This is a genomic window from Mesorhizobium sp. WSM4828 (genome assembly GCF_055811175.1).
Window position 1 is genome coordinate 145,203 of sequence record NZ_JBVVQK010000002.1, and the last position, 24,564, is coordinate 169,766.

The 24,564-nt window shown below is 64.0% G+C and carries 21 protein-coding genes; 11 read left to right on the plus strand and 10 right to left on the minus strand.

Translation table 11 applies throughout. The features are described from left to right. Window positions 1-78: 78 nt before the first annotated feature. Window positions 79-330 (minus strand): CopG family ribbon-helix-helix protein, encoded by a 252-nt coding sequence (locus AC0L2X_RS03405; protein ID WP_473554807.1) that lies wholly within the window; start codon window positions 328-330, stop codon window positions 79-81. A gap of 203 nt (window positions 331-533) precedes the next feature. On the opposite strand from AC0L2X_RS03405, the gene AC0L2X_RS03410 reads away from it, so the two are divergent. The 5 genes from AC0L2X_RS03410 to AC0L2X_RS03430 all read left to right on the plus strand — a co-directional run bounded on the left by AC0L2X_RS03410 (window position 534) and on the right by AC0L2X_RS03430 (window position 8,133). Beyond that, window positions 534-2,090 carry a Do family serine endopeptidase gene (locus tag AC0L2X_RS03410; RefSeq protein WP_352469002.1) on the plus strand — a complete coding sequence of 519 codons (1,557 nt, stop codon included), beginning with the start codon at window positions 534-536 and terminating at the stop codon, window positions 2,088-2,090. Between the two features lie 301 nt (window positions 2,091-2,391). Beyond that, window positions 2,392-3,066 (plus strand): response regulator transcription factor, encoded by a 675-nt coding sequence (locus AC0L2X_RS03415; RefSeq protein ID WP_352469008.1) that lies wholly within the window; start codon window positions 2,392-2,394, stop codon window positions 3,064-3,066. Window positions 3,067-3,072: 6 nt separating this feature from the next. Continuing rightward, a complete protein-coding gene (locus AC0L2X_RS03420; protein WP_473554466.1) occupies window positions 3,073-4,542 on the plus strand; it encodes an ATP-binding protein in 1,470 nt (489 codons plus the stop codon). Further along, window positions 4,542-7,508 carry a bifunctional [glutamine synthetase] adenylyltransferase/[glutamine synthetase]-adenylyl-L-tyrosine phosphorylase gene (locus tag AC0L2X_RS03425; RefSeq protein ID WP_473554467.1) on the plus strand — a complete coding sequence of 989 codons (2,967 nt, stop codon included), beginning with the start codon at window positions 4,542-4,544 and terminating at the stop codon, window positions 7,506-7,508. The genes AC0L2X_RS03420 and AC0L2X_RS03425 overlap by 1 nt, the downstream gene beginning before the upstream one ends. A gap of 145 nt (window positions 7,509-7,653) precedes the next feature. Beyond that, window positions 7,654-8,133: an EF-hand domain-containing protein gene (locus tag AC0L2X_RS03430; protein WP_473554470.1), complete on the plus strand. Its 480-nt coding sequence runs from the start codon at window positions 7,654-7,656 to the stop codon at window positions 8,131-8,133. A 50-nt stretch (window positions 8,134-8,183) separates the two neighbouring features. Here AC0L2X_RS03430 and AC0L2X_RS03435 read toward each other — a convergent pair whose 3' ends face one another. The 4 genes from AC0L2X_RS03435 to AC0L2X_RS03450 form a co-directional block, all read right to left on the minus strand. After that, a complete protein-coding gene (locus AC0L2X_RS03435) occupies window positions 8,184-10,511 on the minus strand; it encodes a PAS domain-containing sensor histidine kinase (RefSeq protein ID WP_473599278.1) in 2,328 nt (775 codons plus the stop codon). Between the two features lie 181 nt (window positions 10,512-10,692). Beyond that, window positions 10,693-12,678: a mercury(II) reductase gene (merA, locus tag AC0L2X_RS03440; RefSeq protein WP_473554474.1), complete on the minus strand. Its 1,986-nt coding sequence runs from the start codon at window positions 12,676-12,678 to the stop codon at window positions 10,693-10,695. Between the two features lie 409 nt (window positions 12,679-13,087). Next, entirely contained in the window at window positions 13,088-13,384 is a 297-nt protein-coding gene (locus AC0L2X_RS03445) for a heavy-metal-associated domain-containing protein (RefSeq protein ID WP_352490860.1), read from the minus strand. A gap of 21 nt (window positions 13,385-13,405) precedes the next feature. Next, window positions 13,406-13,816: a mercuric transporter MerT family protein gene (locus tag AC0L2X_RS03450; protein ID WP_473554476.1), complete on the minus strand. Its 411-nt coding sequence runs from the start codon at window positions 13,814-13,816 to the stop codon at window positions 13,406-13,408. Window positions 13,817-13,901: 85 nt separating this feature from the next. On the opposite strand from AC0L2X_RS03450, the gene AC0L2X_RS03455 reads away from it, so the two are divergent. Further along, window positions 13,902-14,321, plus strand: a complete 420-nt coding sequence (locus AC0L2X_RS03455; RefSeq protein WP_473554479.1) for a MerR family transcriptional regulator — start codon at window positions 13,902-13,904, stop codon at window positions 14,319-14,321. A 23-nt stretch (window positions 14,322-14,344) separates the two neighbouring features. Here the strand turns inward: AC0L2X_RS03455 and pepN are convergent, their stop codons facing one another. Next, entirely contained in the window at window positions 14,345-16,990 is a 2,646-nt protein-coding gene (gene pepN / locus AC0L2X_RS03460; protein ID WP_473554480.1) for an aminopeptidase N, read from the minus strand. Between the two features lie 154 nt (window positions 16,991-17,144). Between pepN and AC0L2X_RS03465 the strand changes: the two genes are divergently transcribed. Both AC0L2X_RS03465 and AC0L2X_RS03470 read left to right on the plus strand, forming a co-directional pair. Then, on the plus strand, window positions 17,145-17,369 hold the full coding sequence (locus tag AC0L2X_RS03465; RefSeq protein ID WP_473554834.1) for a hypothetical protein: 225 nt from the start codon (window positions 17,145-17,147) through the stop codon (window positions 17,367-17,369). Next, on the plus strand, window positions 17,366-18,343 hold the full coding sequence (locus AC0L2X_RS03470; protein ID WP_473554483.1) for a DMT family transporter: 978 nt from the start codon (window positions 17,366-17,368) through the stop codon (window positions 18,341-18,343). Before AC0L2X_RS03465 ends, AC0L2X_RS03470 begins: the two co-directional genes overlap by 4 nt. On the opposite strand, the gene AC0L2X_RS03475 is transcribed toward AC0L2X_RS03470, so the two are convergent. From AC0L2X_RS03475 to AC0L2X_RS03485, 3 genes are all read right to left on the minus strand, one after another. After that, window positions 18,344-19,162: a helix-turn-helix domain-containing protein gene (locus AC0L2X_RS03475; RefSeq protein WP_473554484.1), complete on the minus strand. Its 819-nt coding sequence runs from the start codon at window positions 19,160-19,162 to the stop codon at window positions 18,344-18,346. A 105-nt stretch (window positions 19,163-19,267) separates the two neighbouring features. Next, entirely contained in the window at window positions 19,268-20,149 is an 882-nt protein-coding gene (locus tag AC0L2X_RS03480; protein ID WP_473554486.1) for a uracil-DNA glycosylase, read from the minus strand. A gap of 38 nt (window positions 20,150-20,187) precedes the next feature. Then, a complete protein-coding gene (locus AC0L2X_RS03485; protein WP_473554487.1) occupies window positions 20,188-20,832 on the minus strand; it encodes a hypothetical protein in 645 nt (214 codons plus the stop codon). Here AC0L2X_RS03485 and AC0L2X_RS03490 point away from each other — a divergent pair. The 3 genes from AC0L2X_RS03490 (at window position 20,783) to AC0L2X_RS03500 (ending at window position 23,459) form a co-directional block, all read left to right on the plus strand. Further along, window positions 20,783-20,965 (plus strand): hypothetical protein, encoded by a 183-nt coding sequence (locus AC0L2X_RS03490; RefSeq protein ID WP_352490949.1) that lies wholly within the window; start codon window positions 20,783-20,785, stop codon window positions 20,963-20,965. The genes AC0L2X_RS03485 and AC0L2X_RS03490 overlap by 50 nt on opposite strands. 106 nt (window positions 20,966-21,071) lie before the next feature. Continuing rightward, window positions 21,072-22,751, plus strand: coding sequence for an electron transfer flavoprotein-ubiquinone oxidoreductase (locus AC0L2X_RS03495; protein ID WP_352490867.1), 1,680 nt, complete (start codon window positions 21,072-21,074; stop codon window positions 22,749-22,751). A gap of 111 nt (window positions 22,752-22,862) precedes the next feature. Beyond that, window positions 22,863-23,459 (plus strand): DUF922 domain-containing protein, encoded by a 597-nt coding sequence (locus tag AC0L2X_RS03500; protein WP_473554490.1) that lies wholly within the window; start codon window positions 22,863-22,865, stop codon window positions 23,457-23,459. 30 nt (window positions 23,460-23,489) lie between these two features. Here the strand turns inward: AC0L2X_RS03500 and AC0L2X_RS03505 are convergent, their stop codons facing one another. Next, window positions 23,490-24,527, minus strand: a complete 1,038-nt coding sequence (locus tag AC0L2X_RS03505) for an endonuclease/exonuclease/phosphatase family protein (protein ID WP_473554492.1) — start codon at window positions 24,525-24,527, stop codon at window positions 23,490-23,492. Window positions 24,528-24,564 lie beyond the last annotated feature (37 nt).

Sequence of the window (24,564 nt, forward strand, 5' to 3'; positions counted from 1 at the left end):
GCCGGGCTCTCTCGTGCGACGAAGGCGACTTGCTGTTTAACGTCGTCCAGTGCTTCGCGCGACCGGGCGACGACCGCTTCACGCCTTGTCCGCGCGCCTGGCTTCCACCGCTTCGATGATGGCGTCGATTTCCACCATGGCTTCGTCGTGGGACATGACGCGGCCGGCTGCCGCGTCGGCCATGCCGCCTTTGATACCTTCGATGATCTCAAGCTCGCGATCGACATAGGCCGAAACCGCCTCGGCCGCGAGGACGGATTTACTGCGCCGAGTGACAGCGGCGATCTGCTCAAGCTTCAGCTTGGTTTCGGACGAAACCCGAATCGTCATGGTGGCGTTTGCTGTCACAGTGAAAGCCTTGTGCTGAATTGATAGGGCACCGGACGGGCACGACCAGAGATTTATGCGCCTTTGTCGGTGATACATTACGAAAGTTTCATGTACCGGAAATGGCGCCGTAATGTGCGGCTCGCTATTTCCTTTGTCGAGGATGCCAATCAAGGGGCGTCCCTTGAAAAGAGGATACGAGAACCATGAATGTTGCCCCCAATTCATATCTTCGCACCCGCAAACGCCTGCTGGCCGCAGCCGCATCCCTGGCCATTGCCGGCGCGATCGGCTTTGGTGCTGTTGCCACCGGGACAGCCCCGGTGCTGGCCGACGCCGTGCGTGTCGAGGCACCGCAGGTCCCAAGCTTCGCCGATGTGGTCGAGCGCGTTTCTCCGGCGGTCGTCAGCGTGCGCGTCAAGGCCAAGATCCAGTCGACGGCCGATGACGGTTCCGGCCAGATGGACGACGAGGACGGCCTAGGCAATCTTCCCGACAACCCGCAGCTGCGCCGGTTCTTCCGCGAATTCCGCGGCTTTGGCGATCAGGGCGGCGATCAGGGCCCGAACGGAATGCGCCGTTTTGGACACCGTGACCGCAACAACGACCAGCCGCGGCCGGTGGCGCAAGGGTCCGGCTTCTTCATCTCCGATGACGGCTATCTCGTCACCAACAACCATGTTGTCGAGGAGGGCACCGCCTTCACCGTGGTGACCAATGACGGCAAGGAACTCGACGCCAAGTTGATCGGCACCGATCCGCGCACCGATCTTGCCGTGCTCAAGGTCGATGACGGCAGCAAGTTTACCTATGTCGACTTCGCCGATGATTCCAAGGTTCGCGTCGGCGACTGGGTGGTGGCTGTCGGCAATCCGTTCGGCCTCGGCGGCACGGTTACCGCAGGCATCGTTTCGGCCCGCGGCCGCGATATCGGCGCCGGCCCCTATGACGACTTCATCCAGATCGACGCCTCGGTAAACCGCGGCAATTCGGGCGGCCCGACCTTCAACCTCAACGGCCAGGTCGTCGGCATCAACACCGCGATCTTCTCGCCGTCGGGCGGCAGCGTCGGCATTGCCTTCGACATTCCCGCTTCGACCGCCAAGCAGGTCGTGCAGGATCTGATGAAGAACGGCACCGTGCAGCGCGGCTGGCTCGGCGTCGAGATCCAGCCGGTCACCCCCGAAATCGCCGAGTCGCTTGGCCTTGGGTCCGGCAAGGGCGCGCTCGTTGCCAGCGCGCAGGACAATGGTCCCGGCAAGAAGGCCGGCATCACCGCCGGTGACGTGATCACCCAGGTGGACGGCAAGGACGTTGCTTCGCCGAAGGAACTCGCCCGTCTGATCGGCGCTTACCCGCCCGGCAAATCGGTCGATGTCACAGTGTGGCGCAACGGCAAGAGCGAGGCGGTCAAGGTCGATCTCGGCAAGCTGCCGTCGAGCGACAAGCAGGCCTCGGCCGACCAGCAGCCTGCCCCCGCGCCGAAGACCGACACGCTCGCCGATCTCGGCCTGACCGTCACCAAGTCCGACAATGGCAAGGGCCTTGTGGTGACCGACGTCGACCCCGACAGCGATGCCGCCGATCGCGGCATCCAGCCCGGCGACGTCATCACCTCCGTCAATTCGACGGAAGTGACCGGCACCGGCGACGTCGACAAGGCGATGGCCGACGCGGTGAAGTCCGGCCGCAAGGCGGTGCTGATGCAGATCACCCGCGACGACAGCAACCGCTTCGTCGCGCTGCCTGTCGCCAAGGGCTGACGACCGGTTCGACTTTTCCGGAGCGGCGGTTTTCAACACCCCCGAGCCGCCGCACGGGAAAGCACGGGGCCTGAATGCGTTAGTCAGTCATCGTGTTCCGCCCCAGCGGCAGCGGGCTTCCCATCGCCCGCTGCCGCTCGAACATGCCGCTCAAGGCGTGAAGCGGTTTTAGGCTACGACATGCTAAAACAAAGACTTACCGCGTATCCCTGAATCACTTTGTTCGCGATACGCCATGGAGAAGGCCACGATGCATATGCCGGCCACTCAATCTTCCAGCGAAATCGCGTATAACGGTTCTATGAAGATTCTCGTCATAGAAGACGATCGCGAGGCAGCCGACTATCTGCAGAAGGCGTTCGCCGAGGCCGGCCATACCGCCCATGTCGCGGGCGACGGCGAAACCGGCTTCGCGCTCGCCGATTCCGGCGACTATGACGTCATGGTCGTCGACCGCATGATGCCGCGCCGCGACGGCCTGTCCGTCATCGCCGGGCTCAGGTCCAGAGGCAATACGACGCCCGTGCTGATCCTGTCGGCGCTCGGCGAAGTCGACGACCGGGTCACCGGTCTGCGCGCCGGCGGCGACGACTATCTGACCAAACCCTACGCCTTTTCCGAACTGCTCGCCCGCGTCGAGGTGCTGAACCGCCGCGCCAGCGCCAGGGAAGCCGAAACCGTCTACCGGGTCGGCGATCTCGAACTCGACCGGCTGTCGCACTCGGTGCGGCGCGCCGGGCGCGAGATAACGGTGCAGCCGCGCGAGTTCCGCCTGCTCGAATATTTGATGCGCCACGCCGGCCAGGTGGTGACGCGCACCATGCTGCTCGAGAATGTCTGGGACTACCATTTCGATCCGCAGACCAACGTCATCGACGTTCATATCTCGCGGCTGCGAGGCAAGATAGAGAAGGGCTTCGACAAGCCGATCCTGCACACGGTTCGCGGCGCCGGCTATATGCTGAAAAGCGGCTAGAATCCCATGGCTCTTTCCGTGCCGGCCATCATGAGGACGACGGCAGCGCGGCTTTCAGCGCTTTATCTTCTGCTTTTTGCGCTGTGCGCGGTGTTGCTGGTCTTGTACATGACCTCGCTGTCGGCGCGCATGCTGACCGCCCAGACGCAGGAGACGATCAACGACGAGGTGCTCGGCCTTGCCCGCGCCTATCAGCGCGGCGGCCTGCCGGTGCTGGTCCGCGTCGTCGAGCAGCGCTCCCGCCAGCCCGGCGCCAATCTCTATCTGATTGCCGATGCCAACGGCCAGATCCTGACCGGCAACGTGCAGAGCCTGGAGCCGGGCGTGATCGAGACCGAGGGCTGGACCACCGAGCCGTTCTCCTACCGCCGCTTCGGCGAGGGCGAGCTCGAGCGGCAGCGCAACCCGGTCTCCGACCCGAACGAACCCGCCCAGAGCGAAGTACAGGCCGAAGGCGAGAAGGGCCATAACGCCATTGCCCTGGTGCTGCGCCTGCCCAACCAGATGATCATGCTGGTCGGCCGCGACCTCGGCGAGCCGGAGCGCTTCCGCGCCGTCATTCGCCGCGCTCTGATGCTGGCGCTCGGCATGATGGGCGTCGGCGGGCTGCTGATCTGGTTCTTCGTCGGGCGCGCGGCGCTGAAGCGCATCGACAGCGTGTCGGAGGCGAGCCGCCGCATCATGGGTGGCGATCTTTCCGGCCGGCTGCCGGTCACCGGCGCCGGCGACGAGTTCGACCGGCTGTCGGAAAACCTCAATTCCATGCTGGCCAGGATCGGCACGCTGAACGAGGGGCTGAAGCAGGTCTCCGACAACATCGCCCACGACCTGAAAACGCCGCTGACCAGGCTGCGCAATCGCGCCGAGGCGACGCTTTCCGGCAAGCACAACGCCAGCGACTACCGGCAGGCGCTGGAAGGAACGATCGCCGAATCCGATCAGCTGATAAAGACCTTCAACGCCATCCTGATGATCTCGCGGCTGGAGGCCGGCTATTCCTCCGAAAGCACCACCAGGGTCGACCTGGCCGCTGCCGTGCACGACGTTGTCGAACTCTACGAGCCGGTGGCGGAGGAGGCGGGCGTGACGCTCGAATCTTCGGTGCAAGGTTCTTTCGTCGTCAACGGCAATCGCGAGCTGATCGGCCAGGCGCTGTCCAACATCGTCGACAACGCGATCAAATATTCGACCGACTCGACGTCCAGGCCTACGGTTCGCGTGACGCTGGAGCGTGTCGGTGGCGAGATCAGGCTCGCCGTTTCCGACAACGGCCAGGGTATTCCTGACGATGTCGACCGCGCCAGGGTGACCGAGCGTTTCGTGCGGCTGGAAAAGAGCCGCTCGCAGCCGGGTTCCGGCCTTGGCTTGAGCCTCGCCAAGGCGATCATGACGTTCCACAATGGACGGCTTGAGCTTCTGCCCGGCAATCCCGGATTGTCGGTTGTCATGAGTTTTCCCGGGCGGGAGGATCGCTGATGGTGGCGAGGATGGCAGTGCGACGCCTGGAAGCGGACTGGCTGTTGAAGCCCGCGCTAAAGCTCGTTCCGCTGGATGCAAGCCGCGCCAGGCAGGAATTGTCGGAGATCGCCGACGCCGCGCGGCAAAAAGAACTGCCGCGACTGGCGAAATTTCTGGCCGGCGAGGGGGTCGTCCAGGATTTCCTCGCCGCCGTGTTCGACCTATCACCGTTCCTGCGCGATACGGCGCGCCGCCGGCCGCGGATACTCGATGCGCTTTTCGACGGGACGGTCGAGGCGCGGCTGTCATCGATCGGCGCCGCGGTCGACAAGGCAGCACGCGCAGAGGCCGTCTCCGAAAGCAGCCTGATGATGGAGCTGCGCCAATGCAAGGCGGAGGCGCATTTCCTGATCGCCTTGGCCGATCTCGCCGGCGAGGCCGAGACCTCGCTGACGGTGCGGCGACTAAGCGAGCTTGCCGACGCCTGCACGCGTGCGGCCGTCGATTTCCTGCTCCGCGACGCGCATGAGCAGGGCAAGCTCCGATTGCCAGATCCCAAAAATCCGGCGCGACGCTCGGGCTGGATTCTGCTCGGCATGGGCAAGCTCGGCGCGCATGAGCTGAACTTCTCCTCCGACATCGACCTCGTCGTCTTCTTCGACCCCGATGCGCCTGCCGTCGTCGATCCGCTCGATGCCACAGAGCTGTTTTCGCGCCTGACCCGCCGGCTGGTCCGTATCCTCCAGGACCGCACCGAGCACGGTTACGTCTTCCGTACCGATCTCAGGCTTCGTCCCGACCCCGGCTCGACGCCGCTGGCGATCCCGGTCGAGGCGGCGCTGCGCTATTATGAGGCGCGCGGCCAGAACTGGGAGCGCGCCGCCATGATCAAGGCGCGCCCAGTGGCCGGCGATGTTGCCGCCGGCGCCGCGTTCCTGAAGGAACTGCAGCCCTATATCTGGCGCAAATACATGGACTATGCGGCGATTGCCGACGTCCATTCGATCAAGCGCCAGATCCACGCCCACAAGGGCCATGGCGAGGTCGCGGTCAAAGGCCACAACGTCAAGCTCGGTCGCGGCGGCATCCGTGAGATCGAGTTCTTCGTCCAGACCCAGCAGCTCATCGCCGGCGGCCGCTTTCCCGAACTGCGCGGCCGCGAGACCGTGCCGATGCTCGGCGAGCTCGCCACGCGCGGCTGGATCACCGCCGACGCGCGCGATGCGCTCACCAGGCAATACTGGTTCCTGCGCCGCGTCGAACACGCCATCCAGATGGTTGCCGACCAGCAGACGCATATCCTGCCGGAGGACGAAGAGGGGCTGGAGCGCGTCGCCCGCATGCTGGGCTTTGCCGATGCGGCTGGCTTTGCCGAAACGTTCCGCGCCGCACTCCACCAGGTCGAGCGCCACTATGCAGCGCTGTTCGAAACCGCGCCGGAGCTTTCGGCCGGCATCGGAAATCTGGTCTTTACCGGCGACGTCGACGATCCCGATACCTTGCAGACCCTGCAGCGGCTCGGCTTCCAGCGGCCGAGCGACATCTGCCGGGTTATCCGCGGCTGGCACTTCGGCCGCTACCGCGTCACCCGGTCGGCGGAAGCGCGCGAGCGGCTGACCGAACTGACGCCGGCGCTGCTGCAAGCCTTCGGCCAGACGCGGCGAGCGGACGAGGCGGTGATCCGCTTCGACGAATTCCTTGCCGGCCTGCCTGCCGGCATCCAGCTGTTTTCGCTGCTGCAGTCGAATCCGGCCTTGCTGAAGCTGATGGCGACGATAATGGGCGCGGCACCGCGGCTAGCCGCCATCATCACGCGCCGGCCGCATGTCTTCGATGGCCTGCTCGATCCGGCGCTGCTGAGCGAACTGCCCAACCGCGCCTATCTGTCGGCGCGCCTTGCCGCCTTCCTCGAAGGCGATAGGGCCTATGAAGACGTGCTCGACCGGCTGCGCATCTTTGCTTCGGAGCAAAAATTCCTGATCGGCGTCAGACTGCTTGCCGGGTCGATCGACCCACCGCGCGCCGGCCGCGCTTTTTCCGATCTCGCCGACCTGACCATCGAGGCGGCGTTGCAGGCGGTAATGGCGGAATTCGCATTGCGTCACGGCTATATTGCCGGCGGCAGGGTGGCGCTGCTCGGCATGGGCAAGCTCGGCAGCCGCGAACTGACGGCAGGTTCCGACGTCGACCTCATCCTGCTCTACGATCACGACGCCGATGCCGAGGAGTCCGACGGCGACAAGCCGCTTGCCCCGTCGCATTACTACAGCCGGCTGACGCAGCGGCTGATCGCCGCCGTTTCCGCGCCGACCGCCGAGGGCGTGCTCTACGAGGTCGACCTTCGCCTGCGGCCGTCCGGCAACAAGGGGCCGGTGGCCACGCATGTCGATGCCTTCAAGAAGTATCAGCGCCAGGACGCCTGGACGTGGGAGCACATGGCGCTGGCGCGGGCCCGCGCGATCGGCGGGGATGCCGAGCTCTGCCGCGAGGTCGAAGGGGAAGTTGCCGCAGTGCTCGCTCTGCAGCGCGATCCAGCCAAGGTGATGGCCGAGGCATCCGAGATGCGCGCCATGATCGGCAAGGAGAAGCCGCCGCGCGATCCCTGGGACATCAAGCTGATCCCGGGCGGCCTCATCGATCTTGAATTCATTGCCCAGGTTGCGCTGATCACGGGAAAGATCGAAGCCGGCCGCAGGGCCACCGGCACGGCTGAGGTCCTGTCGCGGCTGGCGCCGGATTTCGCCAGCGCCCAGGTCAGGCAGGAACTGGTGGATGCCTATTCGCTCTATCTGGCGCTGACCCAGATGATACGGCTTTGCCTCACCGGCGCGTTCGAACGCGACGACGTTCCGCCAGGACTTTCCGATCTGCTTCTTGCGGTCACCGACCTGCCGGATTTCGGTGTGCTTGAAGCGCACCTCAAGGAGACGTCGCAGAAGGTCAGAAAGGATTTCGACCTTCTGCTTCGTGCGAAACAACCCTGACGGCAACCAGCCGTACGGGCGAGAGCATCGGACCCAAAATTGCGACCTTTTTTGGGAGGTTCCGATGTTCAATCAAAGAGATAGAGCAGGGGATTGAAGGTCCGCCGCTCTAGCATCGGGGGTGACGATGCAACAGGAGAAGACCATGAGAAAGACAACCAGACTTGCACTCGTTTTCGCAGCCCTGGCCGGCGCCGTCGGCACGGCAGCCTATGCAGACGAGCACTCCGGCGCCGGGCCGCGCGACGGCATGATGATGCGCCTCGGCAAGGTCATGAAGGACAATGACGGCACCATCACCTTCGACCAGTTCTCCGACGCCATGAACGCGCGGCTGAAGAAGATGGTCGCTGACAATGGCGGCAAGCTGACCGTGGCACAGCTCGCCGACGCGCTGGAGAAGGCGCGCTTCGAGCAGATGGCCAGGCGCATCATCGCCCGTTACGACACCAAGGGCGACGGCACGCTGACCGCCGACGACATCACCAGCCGCCAGAAGAAGGTCTTCGCCATGCTCGACCGCGACAATGACGGTAAGATCGAGAAAAACGAACTGCCGAAGGGTCCCGGCCGTCACCGCCAATGGGACGGCGAGGGCGATGGTGGCGCTGACGGCGTGCAGTGAAAATTGGAAACGCTCCGGCGGCACGCGCCGCCGGAGACTTATTTTGTCGTTCAGGCAGCCGCCCTGACCGCCTGCGCGGCTTTCTTGATCGGAATGCGTACCGAGACGATCGTGCCGACGCTTTCGGTCGAGCGGATCTTCAACGCGCCGCCCTGAAGCTCGGCCAGCGAGCGCGAGATGGCGAGGCCGAGGCCGGAGCCGGCATGGCTCTTGGAGAACTGGTTCTGCACCTGTTCGAATGGCCTCCCGAGCTTGCTCAGCGCCGCCTTCGGGATGCCGCAGCCATTGTCCTCGATCGTCAGGATCAGCGCGCTGGAAATGCTGCGGGCTCTGACCGAGATGTGGCCGCCTTGCCCGGTGAACTTCACTGCATTGGACAGAAGGTTGATGAGGATCTGCTTGATCGCCCTGCGGTCGGCGAACAGCGTCAGCGAATCGGCGATGCGGGTTTCGACGGTGATCGATTTTTCCGCCGCCTGCAGGGAAACGACGCGAACCGTTTCCCTGATAAGCGGGCAGAGATCGATTTCTTCCTGGTCCAGCGCGAACTGGCCGGCCTCGATCTTCGACATGTCGAGGATGTCATTGATCACACCGAGAAGATATTTGCCGCTGCCGTTGATGTCGGTGGCATACTCTTCGTAGCGCGGCGAACCCAGCGGCCCGAACAGCCGCCGTTCCATCAGTTCCGAGAAGCCGATGATCGCGTTGAGCGGGGTGCGCAACTCATGCGACATGTTGGCCAGGAATTCGGATTTGGCCCGGTTTGCCGCTTCGGCCCGTTCGGTTTCCTTCATGTATTTGCGATTGAGCTCGACGAGCTCACGAGCCCGTTCTTCTTCCGCGCGGCGGGCAAGGCTGAGGTCGTGGATTGTCGCCATCAGCCGGCGCTCGCTGTCGACCAGCTTCTCCTGGTGCAGCTTGATCTGGGTGATGTCTGAGCCGACCGAGACGGTGCCGCCGTCCCTTGTCCGCAACTCGTTCACCTGCAGCCAGCGGCCGTCGGCAAGCTGGCGCTCGAAGGTCACGCCCCCCTGCGGCCCGTTGGTGTTGGCAAGCCGCCGCTCCGAGGCGAAGGCCAGCATGCGTTCTTCCAGCACGGCGCGCGGGGCGCCCGGCATCACGTCGCGATCCGACAGGCCGTTGTCCTGCTGGTATTTGGAATTGCACATGATCAGGCGCTCGGACGAATCCCACAAGACGAAGGATTCGTTGATGTTTTCGATGGCCGTCCTCAGGCGCAGGTCCGCGGCTTCGGAGCGCAGCGCCAGATGCCGCTGCTCGGTGACGTCGACGGCGATGCCGATCAGCTGGATCTCCGGCGCTTCCGGGTCGATAACCTGTGCTCTTGCCCGCATCCAAACCCATTGCCCGTCGGCATGGCGCATCCGGAACACCTGGTCGATATGGTCGATCTCGCGTGTGACGATCCTATTGGCGAGTTCGAACAAATCGCCGTCCTCGGGATGAATGATTTCGTCGACTTCGCCGAACGACAGCATCGTGTCGCAAGGCTCGTAGCCCAGCATGTCGTACATCGAGCGCGACCAATACATCTTGCCGCGCACCATGTCCCAGTCCCACAGGCCGCAGCGGCCGCGCACCAGCGCCATGTCGATGCGCTGGTGGGCTTCGAGATAGATGCGGTCGGCGGCCTGGGCACGCGCTGCCTGGCCGAAATAGGCGTAGAGGATGACGATCAGCACACCAGCCGTCAGCACGAACAGCGTGACGTTGAGCGAGACGGTCTTGCGCCAGGCGTCAAAAACTGCCTCCTGCGGCACGAACGCTGCCGCGGCACCCCTTCGGCCATTCGCCAGGCTCACTGCCGCGTACCAGTCCTGTCCGCCGATGCTGACCTCCATCACCCCGGCGCGGTCGCCGAACATGAATAGCGGCTGCCCGCCCTGCACGACGCCATCGAGCGATCGCCCCTCCCAGTGCATCGACTGCGGCGATACGGCAATGATCTTGAAGGCACTGTCGGTGATCGCCAGTACGTGGCTTCGGCCCATCGCGCCCTGACGACCGGTGCTCTCCAGCAGGTCCTGGATCGCGCCGGGCGCGGAAACCATGGTCGCGTCGGCGGCGATCGAACTGGCCAGTTGGCCGGCGGCCAGCGCAAGGATCGCCTTGGCGTCGCGCTCGATCTCGTCGCGCTCGTTCATCAGCGACAGAAAGCGCAGTACTGCGATGATCAACAGAAAGATGATGATGAGGGCCGGTATCGATCGCCGCAACAGCGGCTCGGCTGCCAGCAGCCGTCGGTAGGCAGGTTCGGCGATGAGCCGCGTATTGCCAGCGAGACCGTCGCTTCGCGCCTCGCGACGCTCAAACGCCGTCCCACCGGGCGCGCCCCACGCGTCCGCCTTCGCCATAAATGGCACTCCCCGATTTTCTGTCCCGCTTGACGATCCGGCAACGCCGCACTTCCGAATCGTCACTAAAGAATCAAAGGTGATTCGCCTTGTCCAGAGGCGCGGCGAAAAAACATTAAAAATCGACTAAAATTAGCCGCACGGCGACGCTTTTGGCGCTACCGGCGCAATCTGGCGGTGTTCAGCCGGCACAACAAGACAGCTTGGCGATGTCCTTGTGAAACGACAGCGCCGCGAGCTTCAGGCCCTCGACAGTGGTGAGATACGGAAAGATCGTGTCGGCGAGGTCGTCGACGGTGAGTCCTTGCTTTATCGCGAGCGTCGCGGTCTGGATGCTGTCGGCGCCTTCGGGCGCGAGGACATGTGCGCCGAGCAAGCGGCCGCTGCCGGCATCGGCGACGAGCTTGATCAGGCCGCGGGTGTCGCGTGCGGCAAGCGCACGCGGCACCTGGTCGAGACCGATCGTCGAGGCGCGAACGGCGTACCCGGCCGCGCGCGCCGCAGCCTCGGTCAACCCGACGCTCGCTACCTGCGGATCGGTGAATACGATGGCTGGCATAGCGCTGTTGTCGTAGCGCAGCCTGTCGCCGTTGAGGGCGTTCCTGGCGGCGAGCTTGGCGCCGTAGGCGGCCATGTAGACAAACTGGTCGCGGCCGGTAACGTCGCCGGCGGCATAAATGCCGGCTTCCGTCGTACGCATGCGGTCGTCGACGACGATGCCGCCCCTCGGCGAGACGGCGACGCCGCGCTCGGCCAGCCCAAGGCCTTCGATGTTGGGCGTGCGGCCTGTGGCCAGGAGGACCTGATCGGCGTCGATCGCAACATCCTGGCCATCGCGTGCGACGTTGAGCGCAATTCTCTTGTCAGTCTTTCGGATCGCGCGGTAGGCGATGCCGGAGACCACGGTGATGCCTTCGTCTTCGAAGTACCCCGTCAGCGCCGCGCCGATCTCGGGCTCGGCCTCCGGCAGCAGGCGGGACCGGCACACGAGCGTCACCTTGACGCCGGCTCGCGCGAACATCTGAGCAAGCTCCGCCCCGATGTAGCCGCCACCGATGACGAGCAGCGACTTCGGCAGCTCCTCGAGGTCGAGCGCAGTCGTGCTGGTCAGGTACGGCACAGCCTCGATGTCCGGAATGGCGGGGACCGCCGGCCGAGCCCCGGTCGCGACGATGATCTTGCTAGCGGGAATGCGCGCGCCGTTCACGTCTACGCCGCCGTTTGCGAGTCGTGCCGCGCCCTCGCTGTAGGCGATACGATTGTAGGCCGGCAGCAGGTCGATGTACTTGGCCTGACGCAGATCGGAAACGAGAGCGTTCTTCTGACGAACAGTTCCGCGCCAGTCGATCAGTTCGGCGTCGGCCGTGATGCCGGCAAAGCGCACGGCGGCTCGGGCATTGTGGAGCGTCTCCGCAGCGCGGATCAGGGTCTTCGACGGGACGCAGCCAATATTGACGCAGGTGCCGCCGACGGTCCCGCTACCGATAAGGGCTACCTGCGCCCCCTGATCGGCGGCCGTGATCGCGGCCGAAAAGCCGGCCGAGCCGGCGCCGACGACGGCAAGGTCGTAGGCGCCGCCGTTGCGACCGCTCACGCGGAAGGAGCGGTTTGCCAATGGGCTGATCGTCGGTGCCGGGCCGGCCGGTCGTGATGTGCTGCCAGTCCCGATACTGCCGTCGCTGTGTTCTGCTGCATCAATGCCGGCCAGGCTCGGCCCGAAGAGAGCCCGACCGGCCTCCAGACCTTCTGGGATCGACAGCCGAAATCCGTCATCGTCCGCAGCCTGTTCACGGCGCCAGGCGGAAAGATGGTCATCCGAACAGAAGAAGGCGGTCGTGGCGCATAGCGAAGTCGCCGCGCACGCGCCTTCATAGCGAATATTCTGCCACATGACCGCCGTCCCCGGCTCGATCTGGGCCAATGCCAGGCCGTGGTCCTGCGTGGTGATCCGGATCGATGCGCCACAGTGGCGGCAGCGCGATGCAACCGCGACGTCGTGGTTGGTCATGGCGCAGATGCCGAGCGCATCGACCGCGCACATGGCATTGAGAACGCGTCCGTCCGGCGTGACCCGGTGGCCCGTGTCTCGATCGGTGAAGGGATAGGCGCCGACGATCCGCGCACCGTCGAGCACGACCAGGTCGCGACGGCGGAGTTCCTCGAGCAACCGCGGGACGGCCGCCTCACGCAGACCCACGTGCCTGGCGATGACGCCTTGGGTCGGCGCTCGCCCGAGTTCGGCATAGAGCCTAAGCAGCGTAACGCGAATGTCGTCCGTGGCAGGATCATAGCCGCTTCAGCGATTGAGCACATGGTCGGACCCGACCATAGCCAGCAGGGCGTCCTGGGCCGCCGGCGACGTGACCACCGACCAGTCCGGAAACGTCACGCCCGGCCGCACGGCATAGCTCGGCAGTGTCGCGCATGCGGAAGCAGACGCCTTTGTGCAGGGGCGAGGAGGATACGCAGCAATCGTTCACGGCTTTTACGCCTTCCTTGTGGATCGTCGTCTCACGGCGCAGCAGATCGCGGCAATCACGGCGCCGGCAGCGCCTGTGCGTATCAGGTCATTCATGTCAACTGCCTCGCTGCGGCATCGGGCGGGCGGGATAGCCGGCATTCATACTGGCGGCCGCGATGGCATCCGGTGTCGTCTTCGCGTCGTCGAAGGTCACGGTCGCGGTCTTGGCTTCGAAGGAGACGGCCACCGCCGTGACGCCCGGGACCGCCGCCATCGACGTCTTCACGATATAGGGACAGGAGGCGCAGGTCATGTTGTCGACAGCGAAGGTGATGGCGCGTTCGGCGGCAACGGCAGCCGGCGCTATCAGCATCGACGCGAACAGGGCGAAAGCGCCCAAGCTCTTCTTCATGGGACAGGTCTCCTCTTGGTGTCAGACGCGGAGCAGCAGCGGGGCGACGTAATCGAAGGCGAAGGCGGCGATCACGAGCACGGTCGCGATCCAGAGCCCGAGTTGTACGAGACGGCTGGGGATCGGACGTGCGCAGGCAGCATCATTGGCGCAGGCCCGCCGTGGCTTCCAGTAGACGAGATAGAAGCCATATCCGAGAAGGCCTGCCGTTCCGGCGACGAAGAGCGGCTTGTATGGCGCGAGCACCGTCAGATTGCCGATCCACGCGCCGCCGACGCCGAGGCTGAACAGCACGAGCGGAATGATGCAGCAGGACGAGGCGGCGAGCGCGCCGAGAATGCCGCCGATCGCGACCAGGCGCTGTCGTACGGTCTCGCTCCGCTCGAGCACGGTCGTGGCAGGCCGCGTGACTGCTGTTTGCGATGCAACCATCTCCGGCCTCTCTTTGCTTGCCGAAATCCCTAACGCGACGTAGCATGCTGTCTGTAGTCGCTACAGGGTCAAGAGGGTTTTTACGATGCGCGATCAAGCCGTGGTGAAGGGTCTGCAGCGGGCCGAGCTTGCCCGGCGGACGGGCTGCAACCTGGAGACCGTGCGTTACTATGAGAAGGTCGGCCTTCTGCCCGAGCCGCCCCGTACGACGAGCGGCTACCGCAGCTACGACACCATGCATGAGCGGCGCCTCCGCTTCGTGCTGCGGGCGCGCGCGCTCGGCTTCTCCCTCGATGAAATTCGTGAGCTGCTTCTCGTCGACGAACGCGACCGGCCGTGCGCTGAGGCACGCACCGTCGCCGCCGCCCACCTCGACGACGTGCGAGCGAAGATCGCCGATTTGAAGCGGATGGAGCGGGTGTTGAAGGACGTGGTCGCGCAATGTGCCGAGGGCACGCTGCCAGAATGCCCTCTGATCGAGACATTGTTCAGCGAAGCCGGCTGACACCCGTCGTCTATCAACGCACCTTACGCCAGTGTGCGCTCGACGATGTCTCGCAAATCGGCCGACAGCTTCTCGGTATTGGCGATTGAAAGTAACGCCTCCCTTGCCTTGGCCTGCCGCACCGGTTCGAGCGAGCGCCACGACCTGAGCGCCGTCGCCAGCCTGGCGGCCACCTGCGGGTTGCGTTTTTCGACCTGCAGCACCGTTTCGACGAAAAGCCGGTAGCCCTCGCCGTCGGCGCGATGGAAGCCGGTCTGGTTGGCGCTGGAAAACGTTCCGACGAGCGCGCGTACCCGGTTCGGGTTGGCCATCGAGAACGCCGGGTGGCTGGTCAAGGTGCGCACTGCGTCGACGGTTTGCGGGCCGGGCACGCTGGCCTGGATCTGGAACCATTTGTCCATGACCAGCGGATCGGTTGCATATTTCGCCTCGAAATCGGCCAGCGCCTTAGTCGCCTCAGGTGAGCCGTGGTGACGGTGCGCAAGCACGGTCAACGCCGCGGCACGATCCGTCATGTTGATCGCCGATTGGAAGTGCCGGGCGGCGAGCTCCGCGCCTCCCGGCAGCAAGGAGAGATAGTCCAGCAGGACATTGCGCAGCGCCCGCCGCCCGGCATTGGCCGCGTCAGGGCTGAACGGACCATTGTCGGCGAGCCGATCGTAAAGGTTGGAGAATATCTCGCTGTTGGCCTCGGCGATCGCCACCGCGAGCGCCTCGCGCGCCGCGAAAATGGCATCGGGGTCGATGTTCTTGCCGATGTCGCGGGCGATATCGGTCTCGCCGGGCAACGCCAGCGCCAGTGCCCGATAGGCGGGTTCGAGCGCTTCGTCGCCGGCTATCTTGCCGGCAAGCCCGGTCAGCCGGGCGCCGAACTCGGGTTGCCTGTGGTCCAGGATCTGGCGAAAGGCTGCAATCAGCGCATCGGTCAAAAGCGTGTTGAACGCCTGCCAGCGCGAGAAGGCGTCGCTGTCGTGGCCAGCCAGAAAAAACTGGTCGTCGGGCCGCTGCTCGACCGAAAGCGTCACCGGCGCCGAAAAGCCGCGGTTGAGCGACATGGCCGGCCGCGCGGCAATCCCGGAAAACCTGACGACATGGCGGCGTTTGCGGATATGGATGACACCGTCCTCGACATTCGCCCCTTCGACGCCGCTATAGGCTGTCGCCTCTCCGCCGGCGCCGACCAGGCCAAATGCGAGCGGAATGTGCATCAGCCGTTTGCGGCTTTCCGCCGGTGTTGGCGGCACCGACTGCTCGATTTCGAGCGTGAATTCCTGCGCCGCAGGATTATACGCCGAGCTGACGGTCAGGTTCGGCGTACCGGCCTGATGATACCAGAGCGAAAACTGCGACAGGTCGCGACCGGAGACGTCTTCGAACACCTTGATGAAGTCTTCGATCGTCGCCGCCTGGCCGTCGTGACGTTCGAAGTAGAGGTCCATGCCGGCGCGGAACGTCTCGGCGCCGAGGATGGTATGGATCATGCGCACGACTTCCGAGCCCTTTTCGTAGACCGTCGCCGTGTAGAAATTGTTGATCTCGCGGTAGCGGCGCGGCCGCACCGGATGCGCCAGCGGCCCCTGGTCCTCGGGAAACTGATGGGCGCGCAGCGTACGCACCTCGGCGATGCGCTTGACGGCGCGCGAGCGCTGATCGGCCGAGAATTCGTGGTCGCGGAAAACCGTCAGCCCTTCCTTCAGGCAAAGCTGGAACCAGTCGCGGCAAGTGATTCTATTGCCTGTCCAATTGTGGAAATACTCATGCGCGATGATGGCCTCGATATTGGCGAAATCGGCGTCGGTCGCGGTTTCCTGGTCGGCCAGAACGTATTTGTCGTTGAAGATGTTGAGACCCTTGTTCTCCATTGCGCCCATATTGAAGTCGGACACGGCGACGATGTTGAAGACATCGAGGTCGTATTCGCGGCCGAATGCCTCCTCGTCCCATTTCATCGACCGTTTCAAAGCGTCCATGGCGTAGCCGGCGAGCCTCTCTTTGCCCGGTTCGACATAGATTCCGAGCTCGACCTTGCGACCAGACAGGGTAACGAAACTGTCCGAGATCTTGCCGAGGTCGCCCGCCACCAGCGCAAACAAATAGGACGGCTTGGGGAAGGGGTCGTGCCAGACCGCATAGTGCCAGCCGCCGGCAAGCTCGCCGCTGCCGGCCGGGTTGCCGTTGGACAAAAGCAGCGGCGCCTCACGGCGCTGAGCTTCGATACGTACCGTATAGACCGACAGGATGTCGGGACGGTCGAGGAAATAAGTGATGCGGCGAAAGCCTTCGGCCTCGCATTGCGTGCAATAGACGTCGCTGGAGCGATAGAGGCCCATCAGCGCTTCGTTCTGCGCCGGCGCCAACACGGTTTCAGTTCTCAGCTGGAAGCGCCTTGTCGCAGGGGGGCTGATGATTGTCAGTTGATCGGGCGTGGCGAGAAAATCCGCAGGGCTCGGTTCCTGGCCGTCGATGGCGATGCTGCGGAGCGTCAGCCCGTCGCCATCCAGCACCAGTGGCACCGACGCCGCAATCCCGTCGCGACGTTCGACCGTCAGCACGGCGGTGACATGCGTTGCTTCAGGCGAAAGGCGGAAAGTCAGGCTGGTTTCCGGAATGAGATAATCACTGGGGCGATAGTCTTCGAGCTTGAAGACCTGGCCGGTATCTGTGCGCATTCCTTGATTTTTCCTGTCGATCCGGGAGCGGTGGGTGGGTCCGCTGGTCCAAATAATTTGAAGTCTGCGCTCTTTACACGAAACACTCCCTCGACAAAACTGCAGCGACGTCTATTTCAGGCGATCATTTCCCAAGCATCATCGCGAGGCTTCCATGACCGTCGTCACGCCGAAATTCGGAATGAGCGCCTCTGTGTTGCGTCGCGAGCATAGGGCCTTCATCAAGGGCGCGCGGGAGGCGGGTACGATCGGGTCGACGCCTGCCGCGCTCGATGCGGTGACCGACGCGCTCTACCGCACCTACGGCATCAGGCATATCGACATGCCTGCAACGCGGGCGTGCATCTGGGCAGCGATCAAGGAAGCAAAAGGGGCGTGACAGCCAGACCGGATTTGCCAGTGCTTGCTGCTGGCGACCTTGCCGGCGAGCACAGCACGCTGACCGGGATCGTGCTCAAGGTCGTATCGGTGGCGGTCTTCGTCGGCATGTCGTCCTGCATCAAGGCGGCAGGCACCGTGCCGGCGGGCCAGATCGTCTTCTTCCGCTCCTTCTTTGCCATCTTTCCGATCATCGCCTTCCTCGCCTTCCAGGGAAAACTCGGCACCGCCTTTTCGACAAAGCGCCCTCTCAACCACATTGCGCGCGGCGTTGTCGGTGTCTGTGCCATGGGGCTCGGCTTCTTCGCGCTGACGCGGCTGCCGCTGCCGGAGGCGATCACGCTGAACTACGCGCAGCCGCTGCTGGTCGTGGTGTTCAGTTCGATCTTCCTCGGCGAAGCCATCCGCATCTATCGCTGGAGTGCGGTTGCCGTCGGCCTGGTCGGGGTGCTGATCATCTCATGGCCGGAACTGACGCTGCTCAGTTCGGGCGCTGCCCTTGGCGATCAGGAGGTGCTCGGCGTGATCGCCGCCCTCATAGCCGCGGCGATCTCGGCCATCGCCATGCTCCTGGTTCGTAACCTCGTCCAGAGCGAGCGGACGGCGACCATCGTGCTGTGGTTTTCGGTGACCGCGAGTGTCATGGCGCTGCTTTCGCTGCCGTTCGGCTGGCAGGCGCTGACGCCAGTGCAGGCGGGGCTTCTGATTGCCGCCGGTTTTTGCGGCGGGCTTGGCCAGATCCTGATGACCTCGGCCTATCGCCATGCTGAGGCTTCCGTCGTGGCACCCTTCGAATACACTTCGATGATCCTCGGCGTCGTCGTCGGCTATCTGGTCTTTGGCGACGTCGCCACGATCAACATGCTGGTCGGCGGCATGATCGTGGTTGCGGCGGGGATTTTCATCATCTGGCGCGAGCGCCAGCTGGGTCTCGAACGCACCCGCACCCGCAAGGCCGTCGCGCCGGAAGGGTGATCAGCCCTTCGCTGCGTCGGTCCGCTGTTTCGCCAGCCGCATCAGTACCGCCCGCGTCTGCTCGTCGGCGGGGAAAAAAGATTCGATCGCCAGCTCCGACAGCGTCACGTCGAGCGGCGTGCCGAACACGGTGATGGTGCTGATGAACGACAGCACCGCGTCGCCATGGGAAAGCTTGAGCGGATGGACAATCGCGTTCGGTTCGACCGGCGCCGGCCGGCTGCCTTTAAGGCCGGACGGATAGGCCCGAAGCTCGCGCTCGAGCTCGACCAGAACCGGATCGGCGGTAGCGTCGTTCTGCCGCTTCAGCCGCTCCAGAAGATGCGTCCGCCACTCCGCAAGGTTGACGATGCGCGGCGCGACGCCGCCGGGATGCAGGCTGAGGCGCAACACGTTGACCGGCGGCTTCAGCAGGGAGGCATCGGCGACATTGGCGAGGAACGGGCCGATGGCGGCATTCGCCGACACCAGGTTCCAATGCCGGTCAACGGCAAGCGCCGGGAACGGCTCGTGCGCCTTGAGCACGGTCTCGACCGCCGCCATCGCCGGTGCCATCGAGGCATCGTCAAGTGGTCGTTCGCTGAAGCTCGGGGCAAAGCCGGCGGCCAGCAGCAGCTGGTTGCGCTGCCTGAGCGGGATCGAGAGCTGCTCCGACAGATGCAGCACCATATCACGCGAGGGTGCGGCGCGGCCGCTTTCCACGAAACTCAGATGCCGCTGCGAGATCTCGGCCTCCATAGCAAGGTCGAGCTGGCTCATGCGCCGGCGTGTACGCCATTCGCGAATGAGACTGCCGGCGGAAATCTGGGCTGCTGTCATGACGGGATGACTAGGCCGGCAGTGGGCGCATTTCAATTACCTGCGAGGTCATGATGCCGCTCTTCCTTCCACGCAAGGGGAGAACGGAAGACGCGCTCTGCACCATTACCCAAGCGCCCGCAACTTCGCCTTCACTTCGAGGAAATCCCGCCATGCCAGCTTCTTGTGCGCCGGCGTTCTCAACAAATAGGCCGGATGCAGGGTCGGCATGGCGGGAATGGCGACGCCAGACGGGGTCGTGTGGACGCGCCAGTTGCCGCGCAGCCGCAATATGCCTTCGGAGGTGTTGAGCAGGGTCTTTGCCGACGGGCCGCCGAGATTAACCAGCACCTTCGGATTGACCAGCTCGATCTGCCGCTCGATGAACGGCCGGCAGATCTCGGTCTCGTGCGGGGTAGGCGTGCGGTTGCCCGGCGGCCGCCAGGGAATCACGTTGGCGATGTAGGCAGATGTCCGGTCAAGACCGATCGCGGCCAGCATGCGGTCGAGCAGCCGGCCCGAGCGGCCGACGAACGGTAAGCCCTCTATGTCCTCGTCGCGCCCCGGCGCTTCGCCGATCAGCATCACCTCGGCAGTCGGATTGCCGTCGGCGAACACAAGGTTCTTGGCGGTGAATTTGAGATTGCAGCCGTCGAATGCCGCCATGTGCTGGCGAAGCTCGTCGAGGCTTGCCGCCGATCTCGCCAGTTGCCGCGCCAATGCCGCCTGCGCCTCGTCGGGCACCGTTGACATGGCCGGGGACGTTCGCACTGCCGGTGCCGTATTGGGTCTCTCGCCCATTTCGGCGCGCGACACGCTCGTCGAGCGTTGTGGCGTCGCATTTTCACCGGCCGGCATAGCGGCCGCCGCAGGAACCCGCGCCGGTGGCCTGGCTTCTGCAAACCTGTTTACCGGCTGTTCTTCAAGTGCTTCGTCGACGCCGGCGCTGGCGTAGAAGGCCAGCAGCTCGGCGAGATCGGCTCGGCTATTGTGGGGGGCGGCAGTCATGGTTTTCACATTCGACCGCGGCGCTTGAATTTGCAAGTTCAGCTCGACGGTATGCGCGGATCCTGCACCAGATAGAACGTCCAGCGCGGCGTATAGTCGGTGATCAGGAAATAGAAGCTGGCGGTCTTCAGCGGGTCGATCTTGCCGTTCTTGAACAGCAGGCGGTCATAGGGTTCGAAATTGCGGTCGAAATCGGCGTAGCTGGTCGACCAGATATTTTCAGGCGTCTTGTTGCGCTGGTCAAACGACAGCCCGTCGCCGAACACGCTCGGCTGGTCGAGGATCTCCTGGAGTTCGAACTGGAACTCGACCCAGGCCTGGCCGCTATTGTTGAGCACGTCGATGCGCATATACATCAGACCGTTGGCGAAGTCTCCAGCCTTGCCGAACGGCTGGATCGGCTTGGTCGTGCGAATGGCCAGCGTTACCGGTGTCGCTGAATTCAGCTCTTCGGTGATGACCAGCGGATCCTCTTTCGTGCCGATGCCGGAAGCCCCGGTGATGCGGAAGCCGCCGCGCTCGTCGGAAAAGGAATAGGCGCCGGTCGCCCAGACCAGTTGCCGCTCGGCATGGGCATCGAGGGCCGTCAGCGGCAGAAGCGCCAAGAGCGCCGCACGGCAAATCCGGCCGGGCGTGAAAAAAAAGCGCGTCGATGAAAAGCCAGCCGGCCCGAATATGCGCATGGCGGGAAGTATGGCCGATAAGCAAGCCGTCGAACAATTAAAAACATCGGTGCGACATATCTGTGCAAACGGAATAGGATTGAAGATTGATGCTCGCCACGGCGAGTCTGTGCGGCAGGACGCGACTTTTTGACGAAATCGGTATTGTCACGTCCGCGCCGGTTTCCCGTCGCTATTTGATGCGCTATGCAGCGCGTGAGCCAGCAAAATGCCGGAAATGGCGAGCCAGTGAGGGGTCGATGAGCGATATCGAACGCGAAAGCATGGAATTCGACGTGGTCATCGTCGGCGCCGGCCCGGCCGGCCTTGCCGCCGCGATCCGACTCAAGCAGGTCAACCCCGAGCTTTCCGTCGTCGTGCTGGAAAAGGGCGGCGAAGTCGGCGCGCACATCCTGTCCGGCGCCGTCGTCGATCCGATCGGCATCGACCGGCTGCTGCCCGGCTGGCGCGAAGAGGAGGGTCATCCCTTCAGGACACCGGTCACCGATGACCATTTCCTGGTTCTCGGCCCCGCCGGTTCGTTCCGTCTGCCCAATATCCTGATGCCGCCGCTGATGAACAATCATGGCAACTATATCGTCTCGCTCGGCAATGTCTGCCGCTGGCTGGCGACAAAGGCCGAGGCGCTGGGCGTCGAGATCTATCCGGGCTTTGCCGCGGTCGGCCTGCTCTACAACGAGGCCGGTGCGGTCACCGGCGTCGTCACCGGCGACATGGGTGTCGAGAAGGACGGCACGCACGGTCCGGGCTTTGCGCCGGGCATGGCGCTGATGGGCAAATATGTCTTGATCGGCGAGGGCGCGCGCGGCTCGCTGGCCAAGCAGCTGATCGCCAAATACCACCTTTCCGACGGCCGTGAGCCCGGAAAATACGGCATCGGCCTCAAGGAACTCTGGCAGGTCAAACCGGAAAACCACCGGCCGGGCCTTGTCCAGCATTCCTTCGGCTGGCCGCTCGATATGAAGACCGGCGGCGGCTCCTTCCTCTACCATCTCGAGGACAATCAGGTGGCAGTCGGCTTCGTCGTTCACCTGAACTACAAGAACCCCTATCTGTCGCCGTTTGACGAGTTCCAGCGCTTCAAGACCCATCCGGCGATCCGCGGCACCTTCGAAGGTGCCAAGCGTCTGGGCTATGGTGCCCGCGCCATCACCGAAGGCGGCTGGCAGTCGGTGCCGAAACTGTCCTTCCCCGGCGGTGCGCTGATCGGCTGCGCGGCCGGCTTCGTCAACGTGCCGCGCATCAAGGGCTCGCACAATGCCGTGCTCTCGGGAATGCTGGCGGCCGAGCATGTCTGTGATGCGATAGCCGCCGGCCGCACCAATGACGAGCTGGCCTCCTACGAGGCCGCCTGGCGCGCCACCGATATCGGCAAGGACCTGAAGAAGGTGCGCAACGTCAAGCCGCTATGGTCGCGCTTCGGCACCATTGTCGGCGTCGGCCTTGGCGGCCTCGACATGTGGCTGAACACGCTGTTCGGCTTTTCGCCCTTCGGCACGATGAAGCACGGCAAGGCCGACCACGCCACGCTGGAACCGGCCGCCGCGCACCAGAAGATCGCCTACCCGAAGCCGGACGGGGTGCTGACCTTCGACCGGCTGTCGTCGGTGTTCCTGTCCAACACCAACCACGAGGAGAACGAGCCGGTGCATCTGCTTGTCGCCGACATGGACCTGCAGAAGCGCTCCGAGCATGACGTCTATGCCGGGCCCTCGACGCGTTACTGCCCGGCCAGCGTCTACGAATGGGTCGACAAGGACGGCAATGCCGCCGCCGATCCTACGGCTAAGGATGTGCGCTTCGTCATCAACGCGCAGAACTGCGTGCACTGCAAGACTTGCGATATCAAGGACCCGAACCAGAACATAAATTGGGTGCCGCCACAGGGCGGCGAGGGCCCGGTCTACCAGAACATGTAAGTCACAAGGTTTGCTCCGGACCAAACAAGATGAGGAGCAGCGCAACCGTAGGATTGTTGAATAGACCGCCTGCCTGTGTTTCCTTTCTGTGGCGACAGGGAGGAAGGAAAAATGCGTCTGGCAGTTCTGACGAGCGCTGTGGCGATCGGGGCGTTGTGCACCCCTTCAGCCTTGGCCGACACTAAAGTATTGGTCAAGACACGAACTTATAACATTGCCGGAACCACCGGCGCGGCCCTGATCGAGGCCATGGATCGCGGTGGGCCGAAGCACGGCTTCATGACCCACGCCATCGCGCAGACCGGCTACAGCGTCGATGATTGGACCTTCGAAGCCTACACGGAAAACGGCGTCTGCCGCCTGCGCCAGGCCAACGGGACGCTCAATCTCTTCTATACCTATCCCAAACTAGCCTCAGCCACGTCGCCGGCGCTGCAGAAGCGGTGGAAGCGGTTCTTCGCTGGCGTCCGCGCCCATGAAGAGACCCATGGCCGCATCGCCAGACAGATGATGCGGGCCACCGAAAAGTCGGTTCGAGGGCTGACAGTCGGTGATGACCCGCACTGTTTCGCGGCACGTCGCGAGGCAAAGCGCCGGATCAATGCCATCTATGCCGAATACGAGGCAAAGCAGATCGCCTTTGATGCGCACGAGCATCGCGACGGCGGCCCTGTCGAGCACCTCATCCGCGCTTTTGTGGGCCAGTAATAAGCCAGGTCGAGATTGGACTGCGGATTTTCAGCTTCGCGTCCCGCCAGGCAGCGCCGCAAGCGCGGTCGCCGTCTGGTGCTCGTCGAGCGGCTTTTGTTCATCCGACCGTAGCGAAAACTCCACCAGCACCGGCAGATGGTCTGAGCCGGTGTCCTCAAGGGTCGACGCCGAACGGATAACGATGGCGCCCTTGCTGAAAACCTGGTCGATCGGCAGTCCGGCGAAGCGCAGGAAATCCGGCAGCCTTCTGTAGAGCCAGGTCGGCCCGACCGACGGCATTACAGTCAGCTTGCCAAGCGATGCGACGCGCCGGACGGCGGCGCTCCATGGCGCTGCGTTGCAGTCGCCTGCGAGGATCGACGTCTCACCAAGCGAAGCGATTTCGTCAGACAACCCTCCAATCTGCCGTGATTGGTTGTGGGGCCATGGCCAGGTGAGGTGGATGGCGGCGACATCAACGTCGGTTCCGCCGAAATCGACCGTGGCGATCGCCATCGCGCCGCGGCTGTCGCAGTGCGGCTCCGTGCCTATGGCAAACGGTCGTCTGGACAGCAGCGCAACGCCGAATACGCCATTGGGATACGGGCACAGGATCCGGTAGGGATAGGCGCCGGACAGCAGCGCAAGCTTTGCCTTCCACATCTCAGACACCTCATCGAGGGTGATCACATCAGGCTGCGTCCGGCCGATCAGCGACAGCACCTTCTCAGGCGTTGGATTGTTGAACCTGAGGTTCATCTGCAGCAGGCGGTAGACTGGCTCGTCACCGGGTTTGGCTTCGTAGGCGGCCAGCACCTGCCATAGCCGCGAAAGCGGCAAGGCATTCGACGTGGTGGCAAACGCGGCCACCGCAAACAGCAATGCGGCCGCGGCCTGCAGGCGAAACGAGGTGGCGAGCAGCGGCAGCGCGCAAAGTGCCATCAGCACGGAAAAATGGACGCGGAAATGAGCAAAGGAATCGAGGGCCGGATGCAGCGATCCGAGAAACCCGGCCACCAGCGCGGCCGAAAGTGCAAGCATTGCGACGAATGCCAGCGCAACCGTCATGTCCAGAACACGTGCCATCGCTTTGTCTATCGGCAGAAGTGCGGCTCAATCAAGA

Coding starts and splice junctions, on each gene's coding strand:
- AC0L2X_RS03425 (WP_473554467.1), top strand. CDS start 4,542: ATGGTGGCGAGGATGGCAGTGCGACGCCTGGAAGCGGACTGGCTGTTG.
- AC0L2X_RS03465 (WP_473554834.1), top strand. CDS start 17,145: ATGACCGTCGTCACGCCGAAATTCGGAATGAGCGCCTCTGTGTTGCGT.
- pepN (WP_473554480.1), bottom strand. CDS start 16,990: ATGCGCACAGATACCGGCCAGGTCTTCAAGCTCGAAGACTATCGCCCC.
- AC0L2X_RS03415 (WP_352469008.1), top strand. CDS start 2,392: ATGAAGATTCTCGTCATAGAAGACGATCGCGAGGCAGCCGACTATCTG.
- AC0L2X_RS03505 (WP_473554492.1), bottom strand. CDS start 24,527: ATGGCACGTGTTCTGGACATGACGGTTGCGCTGGCATTCGTCGCAATG.
- AC0L2X_RS03420 (WP_473554466.1), top strand. CDS start 3,073: ATGGCTCTTTCCGTGCCGGCCATCATGAGGACGACGGCAGCGCGGCTT.
- AC0L2X_RS03455 (WP_473554479.1), top strand. CDS start 13,902: ATGCGCGATCAAGCCGTGGTGAAGGGTCTGCAGCGGGCCGAGCTTGCC.
- AC0L2X_RS03410 (WP_352469002.1), top strand. CDS start 534: ATGAATGTTGCCCCCAATTCATATCTTCGCACCCGCAAACGCCTGCTG.
- AC0L2X_RS03445 (WP_352490860.1), bottom strand. CDS start 13,384: ATGAAGAAGAGCTTGGGCGCTTTCGCCCTGTTCGCGTCGATGCTGATA.
- AC0L2X_RS03485 (WP_473554487.1), bottom strand. CDS start 20,832: ATGCGCATATTCGGGCCGGCTGGCTTTTCATCGACGCGCTTTTTTTTC.
- AC0L2X_RS03435 (WP_473599278.1), bottom strand. CDS start 10,511: ATGGCGAAGGCGGACGCGTGGGGCGCGCCCGGTGGGACGGCGTTTGAG.
- AC0L2X_RS03475 (WP_473554484.1), bottom strand. CDS start 19,162: ATGACAGCAGCCCAGATTTCCGCCGGCAGTCTCATTCGCGAATGGCGT.
- AC0L2X_RS03405 (WP_473554807.1), bottom strand. CDS start 330: ATGACGATTCGGGTTTCGTCCGAAACCAAGCTGAAGCTTGAGCAGATC.
- AC0L2X_RS03495 (WP_352490867.1), top strand. CDS start 21,072: ATGAGCGATATCGAACGCGAAAGCATGGAATTCGACGTGGTCATCGTC.
- AC0L2X_RS03500 (WP_473554490.1), top strand. CDS start 22,863: ATGCGTCTGGCAGTTCTGACGAGCGCTGTGGCGATCGGGGCGTTGTGC.
- AC0L2X_RS03480 (WP_473554486.1), bottom strand. CDS start 20,149: ATGACTGCCGCCCCCCACAATAGCCGAGCCGATCTCGCCGAGCTGCTG.
- AC0L2X_RS03450 (WP_473554476.1), bottom strand. CDS start 13,816: ATGGTTGCATCGCAAACAGCAGTCACGCGGCCTGCCACGACCGTGCTC.
- AC0L2X_RS03430 (WP_473554470.1), top strand. CDS start 7,654: ATGAGAAAGACAACCAGACTTGCACTCGTTTTCGCAGCCCTGGCCGGC.